This window comes from Streptomyces sp. NPDC018019, assembly GCF_044327805.1.
In the GTDB taxonomy this organism is placed as follows: Bacteria; Actinomycetota; Actinomycetes; order Streptomycetales; family Streptomycetaceae; genus Streptomyces.
In genome coordinates this window covers 70,232-91,309 of the sequence record NZ_JBIRGD010000031.1, presented here as the reverse complement: position 1 = coordinate 91,309, position 21,078 = coordinate 70,232, and the positions used below count along the sequence as shown (strand labels likewise).

The window sequence follows — 21,078 nt, the reverse complement described above, 5'->3', positions numbered from 1 at the left end:
GCGAGCCGTGCGGCGTCCGATGACACCCCTGCCCGCCTGACATGTACTCTCCCGGACGCACGTCCGGGATGCTCCCAACCCGCCCTCGAAGGTCTCCGGAACTCACCGCGCACGCATGGACGCGCGCGGGCAACGGGCAGGTCTTCGGACTCGCGGGCACGCCTGCCGGGCTCTCCCGGCGGGCCCCTACTGGCCGTCGCTTCCCGGATCCGGCCCGGATCCAGTGCGTATGACGGCGGTCGTTCCCGCTCACCGCTGCGGGGCAGTCCCGGATTCCCACCGGGTTCCCTCTTACGACGCGCCTGCCTGGCGGGCAGGGCGAACCAGCTGCACCCGACACAGTAGAGCGATCACCACGTGCCCCGACACCCCTGTTCACATAGCGGTACGTGAAATACGACGCAGGGGCACCACAGCGTCAGGGGCGGCCCGGCCGGAACAGCCGAACCGCCCCTGGGGTGGGCCGTGATCCGTGACGTCCTGCGCTGGGGCAGGGAGCGCCCGAGAGGTCAGCCGGTGCGCGGCTTCGGCGCGGTGGAGAAGTGACCGGACGCGAGCTGCCATTCCCGGTGCAGGGTGCCCAGCGGGATGCGCTTCTGGAAGAGCGGGGTGCCGAAGACCGTCAGCTGGGTCTGGAGCGCGCCCGTCAGATCCAGCCCGCCGAAGGCTTTCCAGTCGGCCGTGGCGGTCGCCTTCGTACCGTTTCCGCTCTTCGCGCTGTCCGCGCCGTTCCTGCCTTTCCCGCCGGTCCCGCCGTTCCCGCCGAACGAACCGGTGGCCACGGCACTGGCCTCGCCGCGCAGGTACGGGGCGACATCGGCGCTCACCCCGACCGCGCCGTACAGACCGACGCTCGCCTCCGCGCCGAGCGTGGCCTTCGCCCGGCCCTCCGCCGTCACGGCGGCCTGGACCGGCGTCGCGTGCAGGCCGGACTCGCTGACGGGCCGCCACCCCTCGGCCCAGGTGTAGCCGCCGCCCACCCGGAAGTCGCCCTTGACGTCCTGCTTGATGTCGACGCTGACCCGGCCGTCCGCCTCGACCGCCAGGTAGCATGTGAGGTCCAGGTTCACGACGACCGGGACCGGGCCCACCTGGATGACCGGATCGGCGTGCAGCTTGGCGAACGGCGTCCGCAGCGGCTTGCCGTTCCCGGCCGAGGCGGCGGCCCGGCCCTTGAAGCGCCACTGGGAGGACCAGTCACCGGACAGCCCGATGAACGCGCCGCCGGGCGCCGTGCGGGCCGCGGCGGTGGGAGCGGGCGTGTTCCCCGGGCGGCTGCCGTCGTAAGCGAACTCCACCTTGGGGGAGAGCTCCACGAACCCGGCGACCGAGGCCGCGGCGCTCGCCGGGGCGTCCTCGGCGGTGGCCACCGACGCGCCGACATCGAGGCGCAGGCTGCCCAGCGGCAGCGTGGCGCCATGGGGCCCGAAGCGACGCTCGCCCTTCTGCGCCCAGGACACCTGCACGCCCTTGACCAGCGGCTCGACCGAGACGGCTGACGGGGCGACGGCCACCTTCCCGTTGGCCTTGCCCTTGCCCAGCAGCGCGTCGAGCGTGGTCGGGGCGGTGTTGACCTCGGTCCCCGCCCGCGTCGTGCCCCGCACCGCGGTGACCTTGGCGAGTACGCCGCTGGGGGCGCCGGGGGCGGGTGCGCTCGCGATGACGTCACCGACCTCCACGGCCGAGTTCTTCGGGGCGGGGGATGCGGAGGCGGAGGGGGATGCTGAGGTGGACGCCGAGGCGGAAGGGGCCGGGCGGTGCTTGACCGGACCGGCGACGACCGCGCGTCCGCTGCGGCGGTCGTACGAGGCGACCCGCAGCGCGGACTTGTACTGCGGGCGTCCATCGCCGGACGGGCGCGCCACGGCGGCCGCACCGGCGGAGCCGGACGACGCGGGGGCCGCACCGACGGTCAGCCGCTGCCCGCCGCCACCCTTGCCGACGGAGGTACCGGCGGCGTCGTTGCCCTCGGCGGCCGGGGCTGCGGTCGCTCCGGTACCGGGATCGGTGGACGCGGCGGCGCCGGTGCCGGAGCCACCGGCTGCCGAACATCCGGCGGTCAGCAGGGAGATGACGGTCAGGGCAGGTATGAGTGCCTGCTTGGTGATCGTGCGCAAGATTGACCCTGGAGAAGGTGGGGGTGGGGCACACCGCGCCGAAGTCGCCTCCGGAAACGGCGCCTCACAACAATCGGACGGTTGCGAAGGAGTGCACAGGGGTGCAGAGCAGTGCGGGAGGGGTGTGCAGAGGTGCGGGAGGTTTGACGTGCGGGAGGTTCGACGTACGGGGAGGGAGCTGGGTGATCATGCCATGACGGCTGTGCCGGGGCGAATTCGGCCCGAGCGCCCCCTCTTTGGCACGGCGGGCAGCGCGGTGGGGTACGGGCGCGACCGGCCCACCCATCGCCCCGAACCTCTTTGTGCTCCTATCACACACGTGCACGCCCACCGCGCGCGACCGGGTTGATTCTCCGGTTTCCCGGCGGAGCCGCAGCGGGGTCCGGCACATTCGGTGCATGAACGGTTACGAGGACAGGGTGCCCGGCTACCTCACCTTCCGGGTGGCCCCGCAACCGGGCCCCATCGCCGCCTTCGCGGACCAGGAGGCGTGGCAGGCGCGGGAGCGATACCCGGAACTGCTGGGGGTGGGGCTGGCGGAGTTCTTCTACGCGAAGGAGCGCGACGCCGGCGGGTGGGAGCTGTTCGAGTACGGCGCCTCGGAACCGCAGGGGGCCAGGGACTCCCTCGGGTCGCACTTCCGCCTGTGCGCCAAAGAGGCCGGGGAGGCCGGTGACGCGGAGGCGCAGAAGGAGTGGATGGCGGCGGCGCTGCGCATGGACCGGGAGGTCGTCGACGAGGTCCGGGTCCGTGGAGAGCGGTTCCGCATCGTACGCGCCGCGAAGTTCATCCGCATGGGCCGTAGCGGGCCTGAACCGCCCCGCCCCTCCGACCCCGACCCGGCGGAGGTCGGCGAGGCCCTGCGCGTGCCGTCCCGGACCAAGGGGTTCGTCGTCGACCCGTATGTCAGCACCGGTCTGTCGGACGGCCTGCTGAAACTGGATCTCGTGCAGTTCATCGGGGTGTCGCCCAATACACCGGCAGAGGTGCACGCCGACGCGGTGCGTGCTGCTGAGAAATACCCGGGCGGTGTGCTGCTGCCCGCGGTGTTCATGACGTCGGAGCGGGTGGACGGGCAGTGGCGAGCGCAGAATCCGGGGGCGTCGGACAGTACGCCGCAGGGGGCCCGGGACGGACTGGCGGCGTGGCTCCGGGTGATGGCGCCGTTCAACCTGAGGCTGTCGGACGAGAAGCGCGCGGAGTACGCGCGAGCGGCCGACGTGCTGGACGAGAAGCGCAGCAACGGCCTGAGCGTCGACGGGCGCCGGTTCCGCATCACACGGGTCGAACGGCTGGTCCGGGTCGGCCCCGGTGGCCCGGAAGGACCGCGCCCCAGTGACTTCGATCCGCAGCCTCCCGTGGAGGTCCACACACAGCAGCTGAAGGATCAGGGGCTGTGGAAGGAGGACGACGAGGACGAGCCGATCGAGCTGGACGAGCGGGCGCGCGAGTTCAAGGAATTGTGGGAGCAGGAGGAAGTACGCCGCGCGGCGGCCAAGGAGCGCAGGATGAACAAGAAGCGCAGCTGACCCGGTCGTCCGCGCGCTGTGGTGCTCCGCCTCGGGCGGCCGGGGCACCACCGCAGCGGTTGTGTGCAGCCGTGCATACAGGCACCTGGGTACGGCGATCACAGTCCGGGCCACGGCAACTGTGGCTGCCAGCATTCGCCAGCCAGCCAGCCAGGAAGCCTGCCTGCCCGCCCGCCAGCCCGGCCCCCATGCTCGCGGGCGGATGGGGGCGAGCAGGCGGGGCGCGGGCGGGAGAAATCCGGTCGCGACGGGAGTCGGCCGCTGCTAGCTTGCGGCCGTGGATCTCTTCTCACGCTCATGGACGGCGCTGCGCACCGCGGTCGCCGAGCTCTCGGACGAGGACTTCGCCCGACCGTCCGGCTGCGACGGCTGGCTGGTGCGGGACCTGGTGTGCCATCTGATCATCGACGCCCAGGACGTCCTGATCACCCTCGTCACCCCCACCGCATCGGAACCGACCCGGGACGCGGTGACGTACTGGGAGGTCACCGGGACACCGCCGACCGGCGATGACCCGCTCGACGCACTGATCGTCCGCCTGGCCGCCGCGTACGAGGATCCGTCGCTGCTCACGTTCCACCTCGACGACCTCGGCTCGGCCGCCGGCCGCGCCGCCGGACTCGCGGACCCCGCGATCCGGGTCAGCACCCGCGACGTGGTGCTCACCGCGGGCGACTACCTCTCCGCGTACGTCCTGGAATGGACGCTGCACCACCTCGACCTGATCGCCCACCTCCCGGACGCGGCGGAACCGCCCGCCGACGGGCTCGCCCGGACGCGGGAGATGCTGGAGAAGATCGCCGGCGCGGCTTTCCCGTCGTCGTTCTCCGACAAGGACGCGCTCCTGATCGGCACCGGACGCCGCCATCCGACCGAAGCGGAGCGGGCCGAACTGGGCGAACTGGCCGCCAGGCTCCCGTTCATCGTCGGCTGACCGTTTCACCGGGTGGTCCACCGGCGGGGACCCGGGCGCGGGCCGCCCGGGACCGAGCCATGGAGGTGTCAGCAGGTGCGTCCCACGTAACGCGCACCGTCGATCTTGCCGGCGGAGCCCAGCCATGACACGCCAGGCCCCACACACCGCTCGTAGTTGGGCCCGAACACCTCCACTTCGATGACCACCCGGGAGCCGTCGTTCGTGCAGTGGTTGTAGAACGCGTCCCGCGAAGTCTCGTAGAACCCGCAGGGAGTGGCAGCCGCGCTGGGGGTGGCCGCGACGGACATGCCGAGGGTGAGGGCCGCGGCGCCGAAGGCCGCCGACAGAGTACGGCGAAGGCTCATGAGCATGACTCCTTGTCGAGTGGTGGACGTGTCGACCTTCCGGTTGCCGAGCGACGGGCACCTCGGCACGTGCAGAGCCTCACCGCGTCCCCCCGCCTCCGTCAGCCCGTCTCACCCGTACGAGAACCGGAAACCACCGGATCGAGTGCTGGGACCGGCGGAGCGGATCCGTGCGCGCGACTCCGTCGGAAGACCAACCTTCTAATCAAACTTGACTAGAAGGTCCGTGAAACGTACTTTCTCGTTGCGCAGTCCCATCTGTGGGGGCGCAGCCGGAGCTCCTGAGGGGAAGTTCGCGTGACCTTTCTGCCTGACACCGGGTACGTGCCGACCGACGAGGACCGTACGAGCCTGGAAGCCTGGTTCGCGGAGTACGACGCGCAGAGCGCGAAGCGGAACGTCGAGCGGATGGCGGACATGACGGTGTTCCCGCTGAACCTCGTGAGCGACGATTCGGCCGGCAACGGCCGCTCGGCGCAGTGGACCCGCGAACAGTTCGTCGCGACGATGACGCAGGTGATGGGCGAGGGAAGCGAGGACATCACCTTCGCATCCACCCGGACACCCGTGTTCCTCTCGCCCTCGATGGCCGTGGTGTTCACCGACTCGGCCATGACGCAGGAGGGCAGGACCCAGCAGCTCCGGTACGCCGACATCTTGGTCCGCCGGGACGGGAAATGGGCTTTCCAGACCATGATCCAGAGCGGGTGGGGCGACAACTTGTGACGTGCGGGCCGCCGTTGGGCGCCCGGCGATCTCATCCGCGGTGGTGCGGTGGCCCGCGGGCAGGGGAGGGCGGGGCGTGCAGGCATCGGCCCAGGCCATGGCCGAGGTGGTCCGTGTGGCCGCGGGATTGTCAGACCCCTCGGCTACGGTGCGGACATGGTGAACTTCGTACTTGTCGCGGGCGCGTGGCCCGGGGCGTGGGCATGGGACGAGGTGGTCCCACTCCTGCGCGCGGCGGGCCACGGCGCGTGTCCGCCGTCTCCGGCTGGCCGGACGGACGAGCCATGGTGGAGGCGTCGATAGCCGGGCACGGGGGCTGCTGGGCGCCGCCGGCCGCAGCCGAGTGCGCCGGTCAAGGGCTTGCGGACGAGCAGGTGGAGTGGTTCGTGAGCCGCTCGACGCCGCACCCGGGTGCCACCCTCACCGAGCCCGCCGAGCTGGCCCGCCCGCTCGCTGAGCTCCCGGCGACGTACATCAAGTGCCTGCTGGACGGACCCGAGCCGAGCCCGGACGTGGCCGAGCTCTTGGAAACCGGGGAGGAGTGGCAGCTCGTGGAGCTGGAAACGGGGCACTGGCCGATGTTTTCGGAGCCGGGCGGGCCGCCACGCATACTCCTCGATGCCGCCGGGGGAGCGCTGGTCGAGGGGGAGACGTGACGGGGCTTGCGGAGACGGCCGACTCGGGGCGCGGGGCAGTGTAAGGGGGCGGGGTGCCGGTGGGGCGGAATTCATCGCGTTGCGAGGAGTGCTGAGTCGGCTCGCTGCGTCCTTCGTAGAACTGGGTGCCCACCGTGCACGGGAGTGACCGCGGCACCATGCGCTGACTCCTGAGCACTCGCCCTGTGGCCCAGCTGGAGGTCAGTGAAGTGAGCCACCGATACGTGAGCACGAGTCATCGACATGTCAACAAGCGGACCGGCGTTCTCGTCGGTGGCGCGGCGGTCGCCCTCCTGGCGGCGGCGATCGTGCTGCCGCAGGCCAACGCGAGCGCCGAACGGCCCCCGTCGCTGCGCACCTTCTCCTCCGAGACGGCCGCGCGGGTCGCGTCGTCCCTGAAGGCGGACCTCGGCGCCGACCGGACGGCGGGCTGGTACGTGGACGCCGGGAAGGGGCGGCTCGTCATGAACGTCCTGTCGGCGGAGGACGCGGGGCGGGTCGAGGCGCAGGGGGCCGTGGCGCGGGTCGTACGGAACAGCATGAACGAACTCCAGGCGGCGACTCGGACGTTGAGCGACACCGCGGCCATACCCGGTACCGCGTGGTCCATCGACCCGCGTACGAACCGCGTCTCGGTCATCGCCGACCGCACGGTCACCGGCGAGAAGCTGGCCACCCTCACCAGAGCCGTGGAGAAGCTGGGCGGCGGTGTGGCGACTGTGAAGCGGTCGTCGGGTGAGTTCCGGCGCTACGACGGCGGTGGCGGCGGGGACATGGGAAGCGACGGTGGTGCCGCAGCGACCGGTGGCGGTTCCGGAGGCGTAGCCGGCGGTGGTAACGGGAGCGGCGGCGGGTCCGGAGGAGATGACGGTGGCAACGGAGGGAGCGATGGCGGGGCCGAGGAAAATGGCGGTGCTGGTGAGGGAGGCGACGGTGGGGGTGCGGGCGCTGCGTTGCCCGTAGGAGGCAGCGCCATATTCGGGGGCAACGCCCGGTGTTCGCTGGGTTTCAACGTCACCGTTCAGGGAGCGCCGGCGTTCCTGACGGCGGGGCACTGCGGCAAGAGCTCCGCGACCTGGTCGGCCGATCAGGCGGGGGCGCAGCGGCTGGGGACGGTGGCCGACGCGCAGTTCCCGGAAAGCGACTTCGCCCTGGTGAAGTACGACGACCCGAGCGCCCGGCCGGAGAGCGAGGTCGATCTCCAGAACGGCAGCACCCAACCGATATCGCGTGCCGCGGAGGCGGCCGTGGGGATGCGGGTGCAGCGGTCCGGCAGTACGACCGGGCTGTCGGACGGGACCGTCACCGGCTTGAACGCCACGGTGAATTACGGCAACGGCGACATCGTCAACGGGCTGATACAGACGGACGTGTGCGCGGAGCCCGGCGACAGCGGCGGGGCGATGTTCTCCGGGGACGCCGCCGTGGGACTGACCTCCGGCGGCAGCGGCGACTGCACACAGGGCGGCGAGACCTTCTTCCAGCCGGTGACCAAGGCCTTGGAGGCGACGGGCGCCGAAATCGGAGCGTCAGCCGACACCGAAGGAGGAGGAGCGTAGTCGGGCGGGCGCTCGGGGACCGGTGCCGGCCAACGGCCGTGGGGGCATGTGTGGCGCGCGCAACCACGGTGGGTTCCGCGCGCCACTCGGTTACGGCCGTGTCGTGTGAGGGGATGCGCTCAAGGTGATGTTCGAACTTCCGCTGCTGCGGTAGCCCTCCGTCGCCATGATCATGTAGCGGAAGGTACCGAGGCGCATCCCGTGGCGCGCCCAGGCGTCGAAGTGATTGCCGGTGGTGATGGTGCCGCCCGTACGCTTCGACCGCCGGACGCTCCAGAACTGGTCGAACGTCTTCCTTCCCTCGATGGAGGGGGCGTCGACGCGGGTCGTCCGGTAGATGTCGTAGGTGCCGCCGTCGCTGGACACCGTGCCCTGATAGGCGCCGGTGGGCCGATAGGTGCCCCAGTTGTCGACGATGTAGTACTCGATGAGGGGATTGGTGCTCCACCCGTAGAGCGCCAGGTAGGCGTTGCCGGAAGGACGGAAACTGCCGGAATAGGTGACGCTCTTCCTTCCACCGGTCTCCCACCCCTTGCCGGCGACGAAGTTACCGGTGTTGCGCCACGAGGTGCTGAAACTGCCGCCGGACGCCAGGTCCATGGACACCGTCGAGGGGCTGTCGGTCCAGAACGAGTAGTAGTAGCCGTCGTGGATTCCGGTCTTGTTCGCCGTGATGACTGGACCGGCACCGGCAGTGCCGGGCGACAACAGGGCTACCAGGGCCGCAAGCGCCAGCACACAGGCGCCTCTGGTCAATCGGCCGATACGGTGGCTTTCACGTTTTCGGGAGCGAGTTTCTGTGTTCACGTCCGGGTTTCCTCCTCTTCGGTAAGGCCGCGGGACGGGTCCGGGTCAGCAGGTGGAATTGGTCTGGGTGAGCAGCCCCATGCGATAGGGCAGCTGCGAGTACTCGCTGTCGGAACGCGGGTCACGTCCCTGGTAGACGTACTGCAGGTGGCAGGGGTCGATGGTCAGGTTCTGGTCGTTGCCCGAGCGGACCAGCTCGCCGTGGCTGATGTCGTTGGTCCAGGCGGGGCCGTTGAAGGAGACGTTGGCCCGGCCTGCGAACGGGGCGTTTTCGGCGGACGCCGACGGGGCCCAGGCCCCGGTCAGGCTGGTGGACGTCCAGGAGCGGAAATATCGGCCGCCCGCTCCCATCGCCTCGACCAGCAACAGGTACTGGTCGGTGCCGGACACCTTGTAGATGTTCGACGCCTCGAAGAGCTTGGGCCGGGAGTCGGACAGCACGATGGTGGTGTCGCCGAATCCGTTGGGGAAGTTCGCGAGCGTGGTCCGGGCTCGGTAGAGGTGCCCGTTGTCGTCACTGAAGAACAGGTAGCAGTTCGCGGTGTCGCAGAGGGTCCAGAAGTCGATCCATTGCCCCTTGCCCTTGTTCTGCGTCACCACGTCGGGTTCCGAGGCGATGAATGCCCTGGGTGCCGACCAGGAGGAGGGGTTGGCGGGGTCGGTCGTTGTGGAGTAGGTGGGCGGGCCGGTCTGGTAGACCATGTACCAGAGCCTCTGCGGGGCGAAGTAGAAGACTTGGGGCGCGGCCGCGTAACGGTTGCCGATGGCCGAGGAATCCAGGTAATGCTGGGTTGCGGAGGCGGCGTTCGCCCACTTGTCGAAGCTGAAGTACGCCAGGCTCCACTTCCCGGACGTGTTCGCCGTGGTGGCGTACACGTGGTATTTCCCCTTGTACCGGATGACCGAGAAATCCTTGATCGACACGAGCCGGTGCGACGCGTCCGACCGTGGTCCCGCCAGCGCACCGGTCGACACCCAGGAGAAAGACGACGGCAGGGTGTTCGAGATGGTGCCGGCCTTCACCAGCTGCCACTGCTGGCCGGCTCCGCCCCGGTCGGCCGACTGGTCGATGGCCGCCGCATCGGACGTGGAGGCGCCCGCGACCTGGACGGCCTTTCCGCTGTTGCGGTTGATCAGACGCAGGTACCCGCCCGCGGAGCTCGCCAGGCTGAACTGCTGGCTGGTCGCCTTTGTGTCGTCCCACTGCTGTATCCGGGCACCGTCGGCTGTCGACCGGGCGGATACGTCGAGGACCTTGCCGCTGAAGCGGGAACGCAACCGGTAGGAGCCGTCGCCGGAGTCGACGAAACGCCACTGCTGCCAGGCCCCGTCGTTGCGCTTGTACTGCTGGAGCCCGACTCCGTTGTCGGTGTCGCGGTCGGTGACGTCCAGTGCCTTGCCGCTGTTGCGGTTGACCAGGACGTACCAGGCGCTGGTGTCCACCGAGGCGGCCGATGCCGGTGCCGCGGCCAGAGCGACACACAATCCGGCGAGCAGCGCCGTCACCGCGATCCCGGCCATGCCTCGTCTCCAGCGCCACAAGGGACGCCGGCGTGTTCTGTGGCCTGTAGCCATATGTTCTCCTGGAGTTGTGATGCTGCCGCCCCGTACGGGACCGGGAGAAGGACGCTCGCCATCGCGGCAAGAGATTCCGGACGTGGCTGCACAGCGGACCTTTCCCGAGTTGAGGGATATCGGCGGCAGGCATTCGACAGCACCGCCAGACGGTCTGCCGCCGAATTCCGCCAAGCTCGAAGAGCACGGCAACCTTTCGACCGTCGGCGGCCGAGCGGCAGGCCATCTGCTGCCGGTCACCCCGAGGGGGGACACGAAAGCGCCGTACAGCCGGGCCGACGGATCGGGAATCGGGTATCGGGCACCTTCTGACCGCTCGGCAGAACCGTGAAGGGGCGAGAAATCGAGGGTGCGAAAGCGCATCAGCATCAAGATGCGCGGACCTTTGCCGGAGAAACCGTCGGCGTCCCGCTACCCGCGGACGCCTTACGAGTTGGTGCGTGGTAGCGGGCGGGCGGTTCCAGGCACGGGGTGGGTTGAGGAAGCGTGCACCGGGCGCGGGCGCCCGGTACCGGCTGGTGTTCCACGGCCACGTGAGCGACCGCATCACCGTCGAGCATGCCCTGGCCGACCACAAACGCTGGAAACAGCTGATGCCGCCGCGACCGCCTGCCCGACACCTACCGAGCCATCGCCGGCCTCGTCTCCGACCGAACCCCACCCACTGAACACGGCCCGAAAAGGCCAAACACGGCCCCGAGACATCCCCTGCCGATCTGCTCTGCCGGGCCCGCCTACCGCATCTCCTCCTCCGCGAACCGCAGGAAGCTGCGCGGGGCCCGGCCCGTCATGCGCTCGACCGTGTCGGTGGTGCGGTCCTCCGCTCCCTGGGCGATGGAACGGTCCAGGCCGGCCAGCAGGGTGGCGAAGCCCGCGGGCACGTCATTGGCCAGGTGGTCGCACAACTGCTGATGGGTGAGCCGACGATGGATGACGGGCCTGCCGGTCACCCGGGTGATGACGGCGGCGACCGCGTCGTAGCCCAGCGTCTCCGGGCCGGTGAGCACCAGGTCGGTGTTGGGCGCGGTCCGGTCGGTCAGGGCGCGTGCGGCGACCGCCGCGATGTCGGCCGCGTCGATGAATCCGACGCGGCCGTCGCCGGTCGCGGTGGCGATGACGCCTTCCGTGCGGATGCTCCGCGCATGGAGGTGCTCGCCGGTGAAGTTCTGCATGAACCACGACGGCCGCAGCACGGCCCACTCGTCGAACAGTCCGGGGAGCGCGTCGTGCACACGGCCCACGGCCGGGCCTCCCCGGGGGATGGCCGACGAGCTGAGCAGCACCACGCGCCGAACGCCGGCCGCGCGGGCCCGGTCGAGGAAGGGCAGCATGACGGCCGCCGGGTCCCGGTCCCCGACGGGCGGTACGAGGTAGACGCCGTCCGCGCCGTCCAGGGCTTCGGCGTGCGTGGCCGGGTCGTACCAGTCGAATCGGACCGGCCGGGCGCCGTCCCGCGGAGCCGCCCGGCGGCTCGCGGCCCGGACCTCGCAGCCCAGCGCGGCCAGTTGGTCCGCGACCCGGCTGCCGGTGGTACCGGACGCGCCGACGACCAGGACGGTGGGGCGCGAGGCCCCTGCGCGGGAAGCCGACATGGCGTTCCCCACGGGGGCCTTCACGGGGCTGGTCACGGAGTTCTCCAGGGGGGTGGTCACGGGGTCCTCCACGGTGTTCCTCACGGTGCGGTGGGCGACGACTTCGCCGCGCGCAGGGTGGCCGGGACGGCGAGCGGGTTCCAGTAGTCGCGGTAGCGGGTGATACGGCCGTTCCGGGCGGTCATGACGACGACGTACGAGAGTTCGTACGGGTCGCCGGTGGCCACGATGCGCCCGGTGGCCCGCATCTCGGCGATGACGGTGTCCGGGTCGTCGGTGAGGTGGACCTTCAGGTGGGGGATGGCGCGGAGGTCGATGTGCTGTGTGTAGTCCCCCAGGTAGTCGGCCACCGCCGCCCGGCCGACGAGCTTCGGCGGGTAGCCGGGCGGCGCGAACGGGAACTCGACCTGTACGTCGTCGGCGCACAGCGCCACCCAGCCGTCCATGTCCTTGTCCAGCAGCAGGCGGGTGAGGTGGTGGAACAGGTCGGCCGGGGGCAACGGGCCGGGGGAGCGGTCGGACGCGGGGCGGTGCACGGGAGGCATGGATTCGGGCATGGGGCGGCCCCTTCCACTAGAATGCGGACCAACGGTCCGTTTGAATATATCGGACCGCTGGTCCGCTTTGTAGAGGGTGATGTGGTGACCGAGAATCAGGCCGTGCCCGCACGGAAGGAGCGCGTGGACGCCGCACGCAACCGGGAGGCCGTACTGGCCGCCGCCGACGACCTTTTCGCGCGCAGCGACAGTCCCCGCGGCGTGTCCATGGACGATGTCGCGGCGGCGGCCGGGGTCGGCAAGGGCACGCTCTTCCGCCGCTTCGGCGACCGCACCGGTCTGATCCGCGCCGTCGTCGAGGCGCGGATCGAACCGCTGCGCCGGGCCGTCGAGGAGGGCCCGGCCCCGCTCGGTCCCGCCACGCCGCCGCACGAACGCGTACCGGCCCTGCTCGACGCCGTCCTCGGCTTCAAGCTGGCCAACCGGCACCTCGCCCTGGCACTGGAGGAGGCCGGCAGCGGCAGCCCGTACCAGGCCGAGCACTACGAATGGTGGCACTCCACCCTGCGGCAGACCCTGGAGCGCGTCCCCGGCCACGCCGACAGCGGCTTCACCGCGCACGCCCTGCTGGCCGCCACCCGCGCCGACCTGGTCGAGCACCTGGCCGGCACGGAAGGCGCGACGGCCGAACGGATGCGGGCGGACCTCGCGGCCCACGTGGCCAAGGTGCTGGGCCGCTAGCGGTCCGGCCGGGCCATCGCACAGCGAAGGTACGCGTGCCGGGCGCTCGTCCGGCGGGCCTGCCGGGTTACGTGCAACGGGCCCTCGACCTGAGAGCTACCCCTGAAGGCAGGCCATCGCCACCGCCGTGTGCACCGCGGCACCGACGGCCAGCGCCGCTTCGTCGTACACGACCCGGCTGGAGTGGTTGTCGGGCACCTGACCGGCGGTCTGCCCCGGCGGGCAGGCGCCGAGGAACGCCATGGCCCCGGGGACGCGTTGCAGCACGAACGCGAAGTCCTCCGCGCCCATGATCGGGTGGGGCAGCGGACGGACCCGCTCGGGGCCGAGCAGGACGGTCGCCGCGCGGGTGACCAGGCCGGTGAAGTCCGGGTCGTTGCACACCACCGGTGTGACGTCCGGCAGCTCCACGTCGACGGTCAGGCCGTGCGCCGCCGCCACCCCGTCGGCCACCCGGACGATGCCGTCGCGGACCGTCTTGCGGCTGGCGTCGGACAGGGTGCGGAAGGTGCCGGCGATCTCCGCCGTGTCGGGGATGATGTTGGAGGCCGTACCGGCGGTGATCCGGGTGGCGGTGAGCACCGCCGGTTCGAAGACGTTGACCGTACGGGTCACCATCGTCTGCAGCGCCTGGACGATCTCGCAGGCCACCGGGACCGGATCCAGGCCGCGGTACGGTGCGGCGGCGTGCGCGCCCCGGCCCCGGACGGTGATCAGGAACAGGTCCGCGGCGGCGGACTGCGGGCCGGGCCGCAGGTGAACGGTGCCCGACGGGTGCCGGGTGGTGATGTGCAGGGCGAACGCCGCGTCCACCAGCCGGCCGTCCGGGGTCTCCAGCACCCCGTCCTCGATCATGGGCTGCGCGCCCTCGCAGATCTCCTCGGCCGGCTGGAACATGAACACCACCCGCCCCGCCAGCCGCTCCCGGCGGGCGGCGAGCAGCCGGGCCGCACCGAGCAGCATGGCGGTGTGCGTGTCGTGCCCGCAGGCGTGCATGACGCCCGGCGTGACGGAGGCGAAGTCGAGCCCGGTCTCCTCGGTCTGCGGCAGGGCGTCCATGTCGGCACGGAGCAGGATCGTCCGGCCGGGCCGTGCACCGGTCAGCGTGGCGATGACGGAGGTGAGCCGGTCGCCCGTGACGACGGACAGCGGGAGGCCGGACAGTTCGCGCAGCACGGTCTGCTGGGTGCGGGGCAGGGTGGTGCCCAGCTCCGGCGCGCGGTGGATCTCGCGGCGTACGGCGGTGATCCGCGGCAGGAGCCGCCGGGCGTCTTCGAGGAGCGTACTGGCGCTGTCGTCTCCCATGGGACCCATGATGAGATCGCGACGCCTTTACGGCCAGAGGGCCTCAGGGGCCAGGCCCGGAGCCGGGTGTGCGGATGCATGGAGGTGGTGCGCAGGACGTCCGCACGCCCTGCGCACCACCGTATGGCCGTACGTCCTGCGCACCCCCGTGCGCCCCACGCCCCGCCCCACGCCCCCACACGTCAAGCCGCCGCAGCCCCCCGCCCCCGCAACCGCGTCAGGACGAAGTGCGCCGCGACACCGAAGACCAGTCCCCAGAAGGCCGAGCCGATGCCCGCGATGGTGACGCCGGAAGCGGTGGCGAGGAACGTGATCAGCGCGGCCTCGCGGTCCTTCTCCTCCTTGACCGCGCCGGTCAGTCCCCCGGCCAGCGCGCCGAACAGCGCGACACCGGCCACGGCGGCCACCAGCTCCTTGGGCAGCCCCGCGAACAGCACCACGAGGGTCGAGCCGAAGGCGCCGATCAGAAGGTAGAAGAAGCCGCAGGACACACCGGCCACGTACCGGCGGTTCGGGTCGCGGTGCGATTCGGGGCCGGTGCAGATCGCCGCGGTGATCGCGGCGAGGTTGATCGCGTGCGAGCCGAACGGCGCCAGCGCCGTGGACGCCAGGCCGGTCGAGCCGATCAGCAGCCGGTCCTTGGGCCGGTAGCCGGACGCGCTGAGCACCGCCATGCCGGGCGCGTTCTGCGACGCCAGGGTGGCCAGGATCATCGGTACGGCGATGCCGATGAGCGAGCCCGCCGAGAACGCCGGGGTGGTGAACACCGGCTTGGCCAGCTCGACGTGGTCGATGTGGATGTCCAGCCGTGCGGTCACCGCGCTGGACAGCACGCCGGCGGCCAGCGCCAGCAGCACCGCGTACCGCGCGATCCAGCGCTTGCCCAGCAGATACGCCACCAGGACCGCGCCGGCGATCCACGGCGCGGTCTTCAGCGACGTGAACACCCCGGTGCCGAAGGAGAACAGGATGCCCGCGAGCATCGCCGACACCACCGCCGTCGGCACCTGCCGCATCAGCCGCCCGAACACGCCCGTCAGCCCGACGAGCGTGATCACCGCCCCCGTGACGAGGAAGGCGCCGATGGCCTCCGCGTACGAATACGCGCCCAGGCTGGTGACGAGGAGCGCCGCGCCCGGTGTCGAGAAGGCGGTGATGACCGGCATGCGGGTGCGCAGGCTGAGCGCGATGCAGGTGATACCGCTGCCGATGGAGATGGCCCACACCCAGGAACTGGTCTGGGCGCGGTCCAGATGGCCTGCGTTGGCGGCCGCGAGCACGATGACCAGCGGCCCTGAGTAGGACACCACCACGGCCACGAATCCGGCCAGCACGGCCGACAGCGAGGCGTCGCGGAACAGCCGCGGCCGGGCCGCCGGTGGGCCGGCCGGCGGTGGGCCCGCGGCGGCGGTGCCGTCCGGCGTCCCAGGGTGGGGGGCGCCGGACGGCGGGGTGGTGCTTGTGGTGTCCGAGCTTGTGGTGTCCGAACTCAACGCTCTTCCTTTGCGGCGCGTTCCAGTGCCTGTTCCAGGTCGGCCACGAGGTCGGCCGCGTCTTCGAGGCCGATGGACAGGCGGATCATGTCCTTCGGGGAGGTGCTGCCCGGTCCCTCGAAGGTGTAGCGGTGTTCCACCAGGCTCTCCACCCCGCCCAAGGACGTGGCGCGGATGAAGAGTTCGCAGTTCTCTGCCGTACGCAGGGAACGCTGCCAGTCTCCGTTGACGTGCAGGGACAGCATGCCACTGAAGCCGCCGCGCATCTGCCGGGACGCGATCGCGTGGCCGGGATCGGTGGGCAGCCCCGGGTACGCGACCCGGCTGACGTGCGGGTGGTCGGCGAAGTGCTCGGCCAGCGCCTGCGCCGTGGCCGATATCTGCCGCATACGCGGGAAGAGCGTACGGATGCCGCGCATCAGCAGGTACGTCTCCAGCGGGCCGAGGATCGGGCCGGTGAGCCTGCGGTGCAGCCGCAGCCGCTCCCACAGGGCTTCCCGGGCCTCGTCCGCCGCGCCGTCCGGCCGGGGCGCGGCGACGAGGAAGCCGGCCACCACATCCGTGTGGCCGTTGAGGTACTTGGTGCCCGAGTGCATGATCAGGTCGGCGCCGAGCTCGAAGGGCCGGGTGTGCACCGGCGTCGGCACGGTGTTGTCCACGGCAAACAGCGCCCCGGCGCGGTGCGCGATGTCGGCGCAGGCCGCGAGGTCGGTCACCAGCCAGGTCGGGTTCGCCGGGGACTCCGCCCACAGCAGCGCGGTCGGTGCCGCCGCCACCGCCGCGGCCACCGCGTCGAGGTCGTCCATCGGTACGCGGACGACGTCGAGGCCGCGCGGCCCGCCGAACTCGGCGAGCCACTTGGTGAGCCCGAAGTACATGGTCTGCGGCACCACGACCCGCGCGCCGGCGGGCAGCACCTGGAACACCGCGGTCGCGGCGGCCATGCCGGAGGAGAAGACCAGCGCGTCCCGGCCGCCTTCGAGCCCGGCCACGACCTGCTCGACCTGTACGTAGCCGGACGCGCCCTGGTCGCGCAGGTAGGCCAGTCCGGCGGGCGAACGGTACTGCTCGTCGCGCGCGAACGTCGCCCCCAGCTCGATGGGCGCCGGGATGGACCCGGTGGCCGGCGAGCGCCAGCCGTCGCCCTGGGCGGCGCGGGTCGCCGGGCGGTACTGCTGCCGCCAGGGCGTGAAGGTGTCACGGACGTTCATCAGAGCCTCTCATTCAGCTGGTCGAGTGCGGTACGCAGGGCGAGTTCGGCGTCCAGCAGCGCGCGCGAAGGGGCGCCGGGAGACGGCACGTAGTGGTTGTAGTAGCTGGAGCCCTCGGTGTGCGGGCCGAGGAAGTACAGCCGCGGCTGCACCGCTCCGGCAGAGTCGATGCCACGGCCGTCCCGGGTGACGTGCAGACCGGTGGCGCTGCCCCCGCGGCGGGCGAGGGTGGCGACCCGCCCGGACGAGACGAGCGTGCCCAGCAGCGAACCGGGCAGCTGGTCGGCGGGCGGTTCGGCGACGTGCGCCGCCACCACATGATCGACTTCGACGGTCTCCGGCCGTTCCAGGCAGGTGGACTCCAGCCGCCAGGACGCGGCGTTGCCGCTCGGCGCGAGGACCTTGGGCCGCGGTCCGGGGCCCAGCCGCAGGACGCCCGCGTCGAGCAGCGAGAGCAGCTCGGCGGAGCGGTCCAGCTGGGGCCCGATCACCAGCCGGTTGACGGTGGAGGTGAACGCGCCGAAGAACCGGTCCAGCGAGACGTCGTCGAGCCCCGGCGGATCGACGGCCGCGCGCAGCACGTCCCGGTGGTCGCGCAGCACCTCCAGGGCTTCCTTGAGGGGGCTGCGGCCCAGTCCCGAACGGGCTTCGACGAGGTCCTCCGCGACCTGGTCCGCGAACCACCGCGCGTACTCCTGCGCACCGGCCCACGGGCCCTCCGCCGCCCGCACGCCGAGCACGTCCCGCAGCGGGTACGGCCCGTACCGCGCGCGGGACTCGTCGAGCAGCGCGCGCCAGCCCGAACGCCCGGCGCGGCGCGCGAACTCGGCGCCCGCCGCGGCGAAGTCCGCCAGCTGCCCGCCGAGTACCGCCCGGTAGTAGGCGAGTTCCATCTCGGCCTCGACCAGCGGCAGGACGTCCGCGGCGAAGTCCAGCCGGCCGCCGTCCCGGGTCGCGCGCCGCGCGTCGAGTTCTTCCACGGTGAGCGCGAGCGGTACGAAGCGCAGCCGGCCGGGGTTCAGGTGCGGGCGGCTGCGGGACGGCAGGCCCGAACGGTTGGTCAGGACGATCAGCGGCTCCCGGCCGCTGGGCACGTACCGGAGCCCGCCGCCGGACCCGTCCGCGGTCTTCTCGTGCCGGCCCCCGCGCCCCAGCGTCAGCGACGCGATGACGTCCATGGCGGTGAGGCCCATACCCAGGACGGCCACCCGCTCGCCGGGCGCGATGCCGTCGAGCACATCGGGCAGCGGATAGGGCCGGGACACCAGGCGCGGCTCCGCCATGGCGCGTTCCGGGTGGTACAGCGAGTGGTGCCCGACGGTGACGAAGACCGCGTCCGCGTCGATGGCCGTGCCGTCCGCGAGCAGGACGGTCTCCCGCTCCGCCGCGCCCGGCCGGATGTCGAGCGCGGGGGACCGGTGCCACACCAGCCGCATGCACGCGGGCGCCGCGTCCCGGATCCGTTCGGTGGCCCAGGTGAGGTAGGTGTGCAGCAGCCGCCGCGGCAGGTAGTCGTTCGGCTCGATCTCCCGGCCCCGGCCTTCCCGTACGGTGTAGCCGTCGGCCGCCAGGCGCAGGTCCCGCGACCGGCACCACTCGTACAGGCCGGGGCCGGTCGTCGCGGTCGGGCCGTCCACCATGCGCGGATCGGCGAACGCGGTGACCTGCGCGCAGACCGTGTTCAGCAGCAGGTGGTCGGGCTGGTCGGCGAGGTGGAAGCCGGGGCCGGGCGGCCGTGGGTCGACGAGGTGGACGGTGACCGGGAAGGGCCGCTCCGTGCAGTGGCTGACGAGGCGTTCCAGGACGCCCAGCCCGCGCGGACCCACGCCCACGACGGCGAGGACGGGCGGACGGTTCGTGTGCTCGTGCTTCACCACCGGCGCGTCTCCCCGAAGAAGTTGGGCACGCCGACCGCCGTACCGTCGGCGCGCGCCTGCTGGAGGGCGAAGGCGCCCACGGCCAGGTCGAGGACGCCGAGCCCGAACGGCGAGAAGATCACCGGTCGGTCCGCGGACAACTCGACCTCCCGGTTGAGCACCCCGGCCAGCGTCCCGGCCACGAAGTCGCGGTTGCCGGTGAGCTGTTCGGCCAGGTGGGGCGAGGTGTTGGCCTTCATGCAGTGCTCGACGTCGTCGAGGACGTTCTGCGCGCCCAGGATCACGTCGGGGGCCAGGTCGCGCAGCGAGATGTTCAGCACCACCTGCCCGGCTTCGAACTGCCGGTGCACGTACGGCTCCAGCGCGGTCGTCGCGAACACCACGGTCTCCGCTTCCAGTGCCGTGCCCAGGTCACCGGTGACGGTCGCGGGCCGCCGCTGGGTGTCGCGGATGTGCCCGGCCAGCGCCTCGGCCGACGGCGCGTGCAGGTCGTGGACGACATAGGCGTCCGGTGCGCAGCCGGCGGCGTGCAGGTAGTCGCAGATGTTCCGGGCGATGACGCCGCCGCCGACGACGGCGACCCGGCTGCCCTCGTAGCCGTCCGGACGCAGCGCGGTCGCCGCCACGGCGGCGGAGGCCGCGGTCCGGGCGGCGCTGATGTTCGCGGCCTCCAGGCACGCGATCGGATAGCCGGTCTCGTAGTCGTTCAGGACGAGCACGGCCGAGGCGCGCGGCACCCCTTTCCCGGTGTTGCGCGGAAAGCTGGATATCCATTTGATGCCGGCCAGCTGGACGTCCCCGCCCAGGAAGGCGGGCAGCGCGATGATGCGCGAGTCCGGCTTCTCGGGGAACCGCAGGAAATAGCTGTCCGGGTTCACCGTCTCACCGGCCTCGTGACTGCGATAGGTCCGGGCGACGATGTCCAGGACCTCGCCGCGCCGGCTCTGCAGGATCTTCAGTACGGAGTCGCCCGGCACCACGTCGAAGGTGAACATGCCGAATTCCCCTTTCTCAGGCGCGTGCCTGGTCCATTTCCGTTTCCGGATCGAGGAGGTGCGGCCAGCGTTCGGCCACCCATACGTCGTCGTAGATGGTTTCCAGATACCGTTCCCCGAAGTCGGGGGAGAGTGCCGCCACGACACTGCCCGCCGGGATGTCCGGGGCCGCGTTCCGTACCGCGGCCAGTACCGTGCCGGTGGAACCGCCGAGCAGCAGCCCCCGTTCCTCGGCGAACCGGCGGCACATGTCCACCGCGTCGGCCTCCGGGACGAGCACCACGTCGTCCACGTGTTTCTCGTCCAGGATCTCCGGCCGGCGGCTGGTGCCCAGCCCCGGGATGTGCCGCCGGGACGCCGGGCCGCCGAAGGTGACGGACCCGAGGGCGTCGACCGCGATGACGCGGGTCGCCGGGCTGTGCTCGCGCAGGTACTCGGCACAGCCCATGAGGGTGCCGGTCGTCCCGGCGCCGATGAACGCGTAGTCGATGGGGCCGAGCGCCTCGACGAGCGCGCGCCCGGTCCGCTCCCGGTGCGCCCGCGGTCCGGCCGGATTCGCGTACTGGTTCAGCCAGTACGTGTTCCGCTCGCGGCGCAGGCGGGTGCGGATGTAGTTGATGCGGGACTGCAGATAGCCGCCGTTGCCGTCGCGTACGTCGATCACCACGACCTCGGCGCCGAGTGCCTCCATGAGGCGCACGGACTGGGCGTTGGCATTGGGATCGGTCACGCACGTCAGGGCGTATCCCTTGGCCGCGCACACCATGGCGAGCGCCACCCCGAGATTTCCGGAGGTGGACTCGATGAGCCGGGTGGCGGGAAAGGGACGGCCGGTATTCTCCGCCTCGGCGACCAGCGCCACGGCCGTCTTGAGTTTGACCGAGCCGGCCGGATTGAGGCCCTCGATTTTCAGGAAGACGGAGCTTCCCGGTACCAGTTGATCGGCCCGGATGAAGAGATCATCCAGGATCAGGTCATACACTTCTTCTGCTATCACTGGAATCCAAGGTGATGGAATGTGGGCATGCGCAGCGGCCGGCTCCGACCGGTGAAGGCGCATGCGATGTCGAGGTCACACGTGGTGATCAAGGCATGCAGAAGAGATGGAAGTTCCCCC

Annotated in this window: 16 protein-coding genes, 3 pseudogenes and 1 riboswitch; of the genes and pseudogenes, 7 read left to right on the top strand and 12 right to left on the bottom strand. The window is 71.3% G+C overall.

The window, feature by feature from the left end; genetic code table 11:
• Positions 1 to 117 precede the first annotated feature (117 nt).
• Positions 118 to 343, bottom strand: a riboswitch (cobalamin riboswitch).
• Between the two features lie 166 nt (positions 344 to 509).
• Positions 510 to 2,117: a hypothetical protein gene (locus ACH4FX_RS35915; protein ID WP_398485659.1), complete on the bottom strand. Its 1,608-nt coding sequence runs from the start codon at positions 2,115 to 2,117 to the stop codon at positions 510 to 512.
• Between the two features lie 398 nt (positions 2,118 to 2,515).
• On the opposite strand from ACH4FX_RS35915, the gene ACH4FX_RS35910 reads away from it, so the two are divergent.
• Together ACH4FX_RS35910 and ACH4FX_RS35905 are read left to right on the top strand one after the other, a co-directional pair.
• Positions 2,516 to 3,646 (top strand): DUF5954 family protein, encoded by a 1,131-nt coding sequence (locus ACH4FX_RS35910; protein WP_398485658.1) that lies wholly within the window; start codon positions 2,516 to 2,518, stop codon positions 3,644 to 3,646.
• 277 nt (positions 3,647 to 3,923) lie between these two features.
• Positions 3,924 to 4,580: a maleylpyruvate isomerase N-terminal domain-containing protein gene (locus ACH4FX_RS35905; RefSeq protein WP_398485657.1), complete on the top strand. Its 657-nt coding sequence runs from the start codon at positions 3,924 to 3,926 to the stop codon at positions 4,578 to 4,580.
• A 68-nt stretch (positions 4,581 to 4,648) separates the two neighbouring features.
• Here the strand turns inward: ACH4FX_RS35905 and ACH4FX_RS35900 are convergent, their stop codons facing one another.
• Positions 4,649 to 4,927, bottom strand: a complete 279-nt coding sequence (locus ACH4FX_RS35900; protein WP_398485656.1) for a DUF6355 family natural product biosynthesis protein — start codon at positions 4,925 to 4,927, stop codon at positions 4,649 to 4,651.
• Between the two features lie 297 nt (positions 4,928 to 5,224).
• Here ACH4FX_RS35900 and ACH4FX_RS35895 point away from each other — a divergent pair, with 297 nt between their 5' ends.
• The 3 genes and pseudogenes from ACH4FX_RS35895 to ACH4FX_RS35885 all read left to right on the top strand — a co-directional run bounded on the left by ACH4FX_RS35895 (position 5,225) and on the right by ACH4FX_RS35885 (position 7,868).
• A complete protein-coding gene (locus ACH4FX_RS35895; RefSeq protein WP_398485655.1) occupies positions 5,225 to 5,653 on the top strand; it encodes a nuclear transport factor 2 family protein in 429 nt (142 codons plus the stop codon).
• A 156-nt stretch (positions 5,654 to 5,809) separates the two neighbouring features.
• A pseudogene (locus ACH4FX_RS35890) lies at positions 5,810 to 6,309 on the top strand (alpha/beta hydrolase).
• A gap of 224 nt (positions 6,310 to 6,533) precedes the next feature.
• Positions 6,534 to 7,868 (top strand): S1 family peptidase, encoded by a 1,335-nt coding sequence (locus ACH4FX_RS35885; protein ID WP_398485654.1) that lies wholly within the window; start codon positions 6,534 to 6,536, stop codon positions 7,866 to 7,868.
• A gap of 111 nt (positions 7,869 to 7,979) precedes the next feature.
• On the opposite strand, the pseudogene ACH4FX_RS35880 reads toward ACH4FX_RS35885, so the two are convergent.
• Both ACH4FX_RS35880 and ACH4FX_RS35875 read right to left on the bottom strand, forming a co-directional pair.
• Positions 7,980 to 8,633 (bottom strand): annotated as a pseudogene (locus ACH4FX_RS35880) (glycoside hydrolase family 11 protein); the annotation flags it as partial.
• 87 nt (positions 8,634 to 8,720) lie between these two features.
• Positions 8,721 to 10,196, bottom strand: coding sequence for a non-reducing end alpha-L-arabinofuranosidase family hydrolase (locus tag ACH4FX_RS35875; protein WP_398485653.1), 1,476 nt, complete (start codon positions 10,194 to 10,196; stop codon positions 8,721 to 8,723).
• A 578-nt stretch (positions 10,197 to 10,774) separates the two neighbouring features.
• Between ACH4FX_RS35875 and ACH4FX_RS35870 the strand changes: the two are divergent.
• Positions 10,775 to 10,904 (top strand): annotated as a pseudogene (locus tag ACH4FX_RS35870) (IS5/IS1182 family transposase); the annotation flags it as partial.
• Positions 10,905 to 10,984: 80 nt separating this feature from the next.
• On the opposite strand, the gene ACH4FX_RS35865 reads toward ACH4FX_RS35870, so the two are convergent.
• Both ACH4FX_RS35865 and ACH4FX_RS35860 read right to left on the bottom strand, forming a co-directional pair.
• Entirely contained in the window at positions 10,985 to 11,842 is an 858-nt protein-coding gene (locus tag ACH4FX_RS35865; protein WP_398485676.1) for an NAD(P)H-binding protein, read from the bottom strand.
• 80 nt (positions 11,843 to 11,922) lie between these two features.
• Complete coding sequence (locus tag ACH4FX_RS35860; RefSeq protein WP_398485652.1) at positions 11,923 to 12,399, bottom strand: nuclear transport factor 2 family protein; 477 nt, start codon at positions 12,397 to 12,399, stop codon at positions 11,923 to 11,925.
• A 102-nt stretch (positions 12,400 to 12,501) separates the two neighbouring features.
• Here ACH4FX_RS35860 and ACH4FX_RS35855 point away from each other — a divergent pair, with 102 nt between their 5' ends.
• The gene (locus ACH4FX_RS35855; protein ID WP_398485675.1) at positions 12,502 to 13,080 is read left to right on the top strand and encodes a TetR/AcrR family transcriptional regulator; all 579 of its coding nucleotides are present in this window, start codon (positions 12,502 to 12,504) and stop codon (positions 13,078 to 13,080) included.
• Between the two features lie 96 nt (positions 13,081 to 13,176).
• Here ACH4FX_RS35855 and ACH4FX_RS35850 read toward each other — a convergent pair whose 3' ends face one another.
• From ACH4FX_RS35850 to sbnA, 6 genes are all read right to left on the bottom strand, one after another.
• Entirely contained in the window at positions 13,177 to 14,385 is a 1,209-nt protein-coding gene (locus tag ACH4FX_RS35850; protein ID WP_398485651.1) for a M20 family metallopeptidase, read from the bottom strand.
• A 182-nt stretch (positions 14,386 to 14,567) separates the two neighbouring features.
• Positions 14,568 to 15,878 (bottom strand): benzoate/H(+) symporter BenE family transporter, encoded by a 1,311-nt coding sequence (locus tag ACH4FX_RS35845; RefSeq protein ID WP_398485650.1) that lies wholly within the window; start codon positions 15,876 to 15,878, stop codon positions 14,568 to 14,570.
• Positions 15,875 to 17,089, bottom strand: coding sequence for a trans-sulfuration enzyme family protein (locus tag ACH4FX_RS35840; protein ID WP_398485649.1), 1,215 nt, complete (start codon positions 17,087 to 17,089; stop codon positions 15,875 to 15,877). The genes ACH4FX_RS35845 and ACH4FX_RS35840 overlap by 4 nt, the downstream gene beginning before the upstream one ends.
• Positions 17,089 to 18,966, bottom strand: coding sequence for an FAD/NAD(P)-binding protein (locus ACH4FX_RS35835; RefSeq protein ID WP_398485648.1), 1,878 nt, complete (start codon positions 18,964 to 18,966; stop codon positions 17,089 to 17,091). The genes ACH4FX_RS35840 and ACH4FX_RS35835 overlap by 1 nt, the downstream gene beginning before the upstream one ends.
• Complete coding sequence (gene sbnB, locus ACH4FX_RS35830) at positions 18,960 to 19,961, bottom strand: 2,3-diaminopropionate biosynthesis protein SbnB (RefSeq protein ID WP_398485647.1); 1,002 nt, start codon at positions 19,959 to 19,961, stop codon at positions 18,960 to 18,962. The genes ACH4FX_RS35835 and sbnB overlap by 7 nt, the downstream gene beginning before the upstream one ends.
• Before the next feature lie 16 nt (positions 19,962 to 19,977).
• Entirely contained in the window at positions 19,978 to 20,943 is a 966-nt protein-coding gene (gene sbnA, locus ACH4FX_RS35825) for a 2,3-diaminopropionate biosynthesis protein SbnA (protein WP_398485646.1), read from the bottom strand.
• Between the last annotated feature and the right edge of the window lie 135 nt (positions 20,944 to 21,078).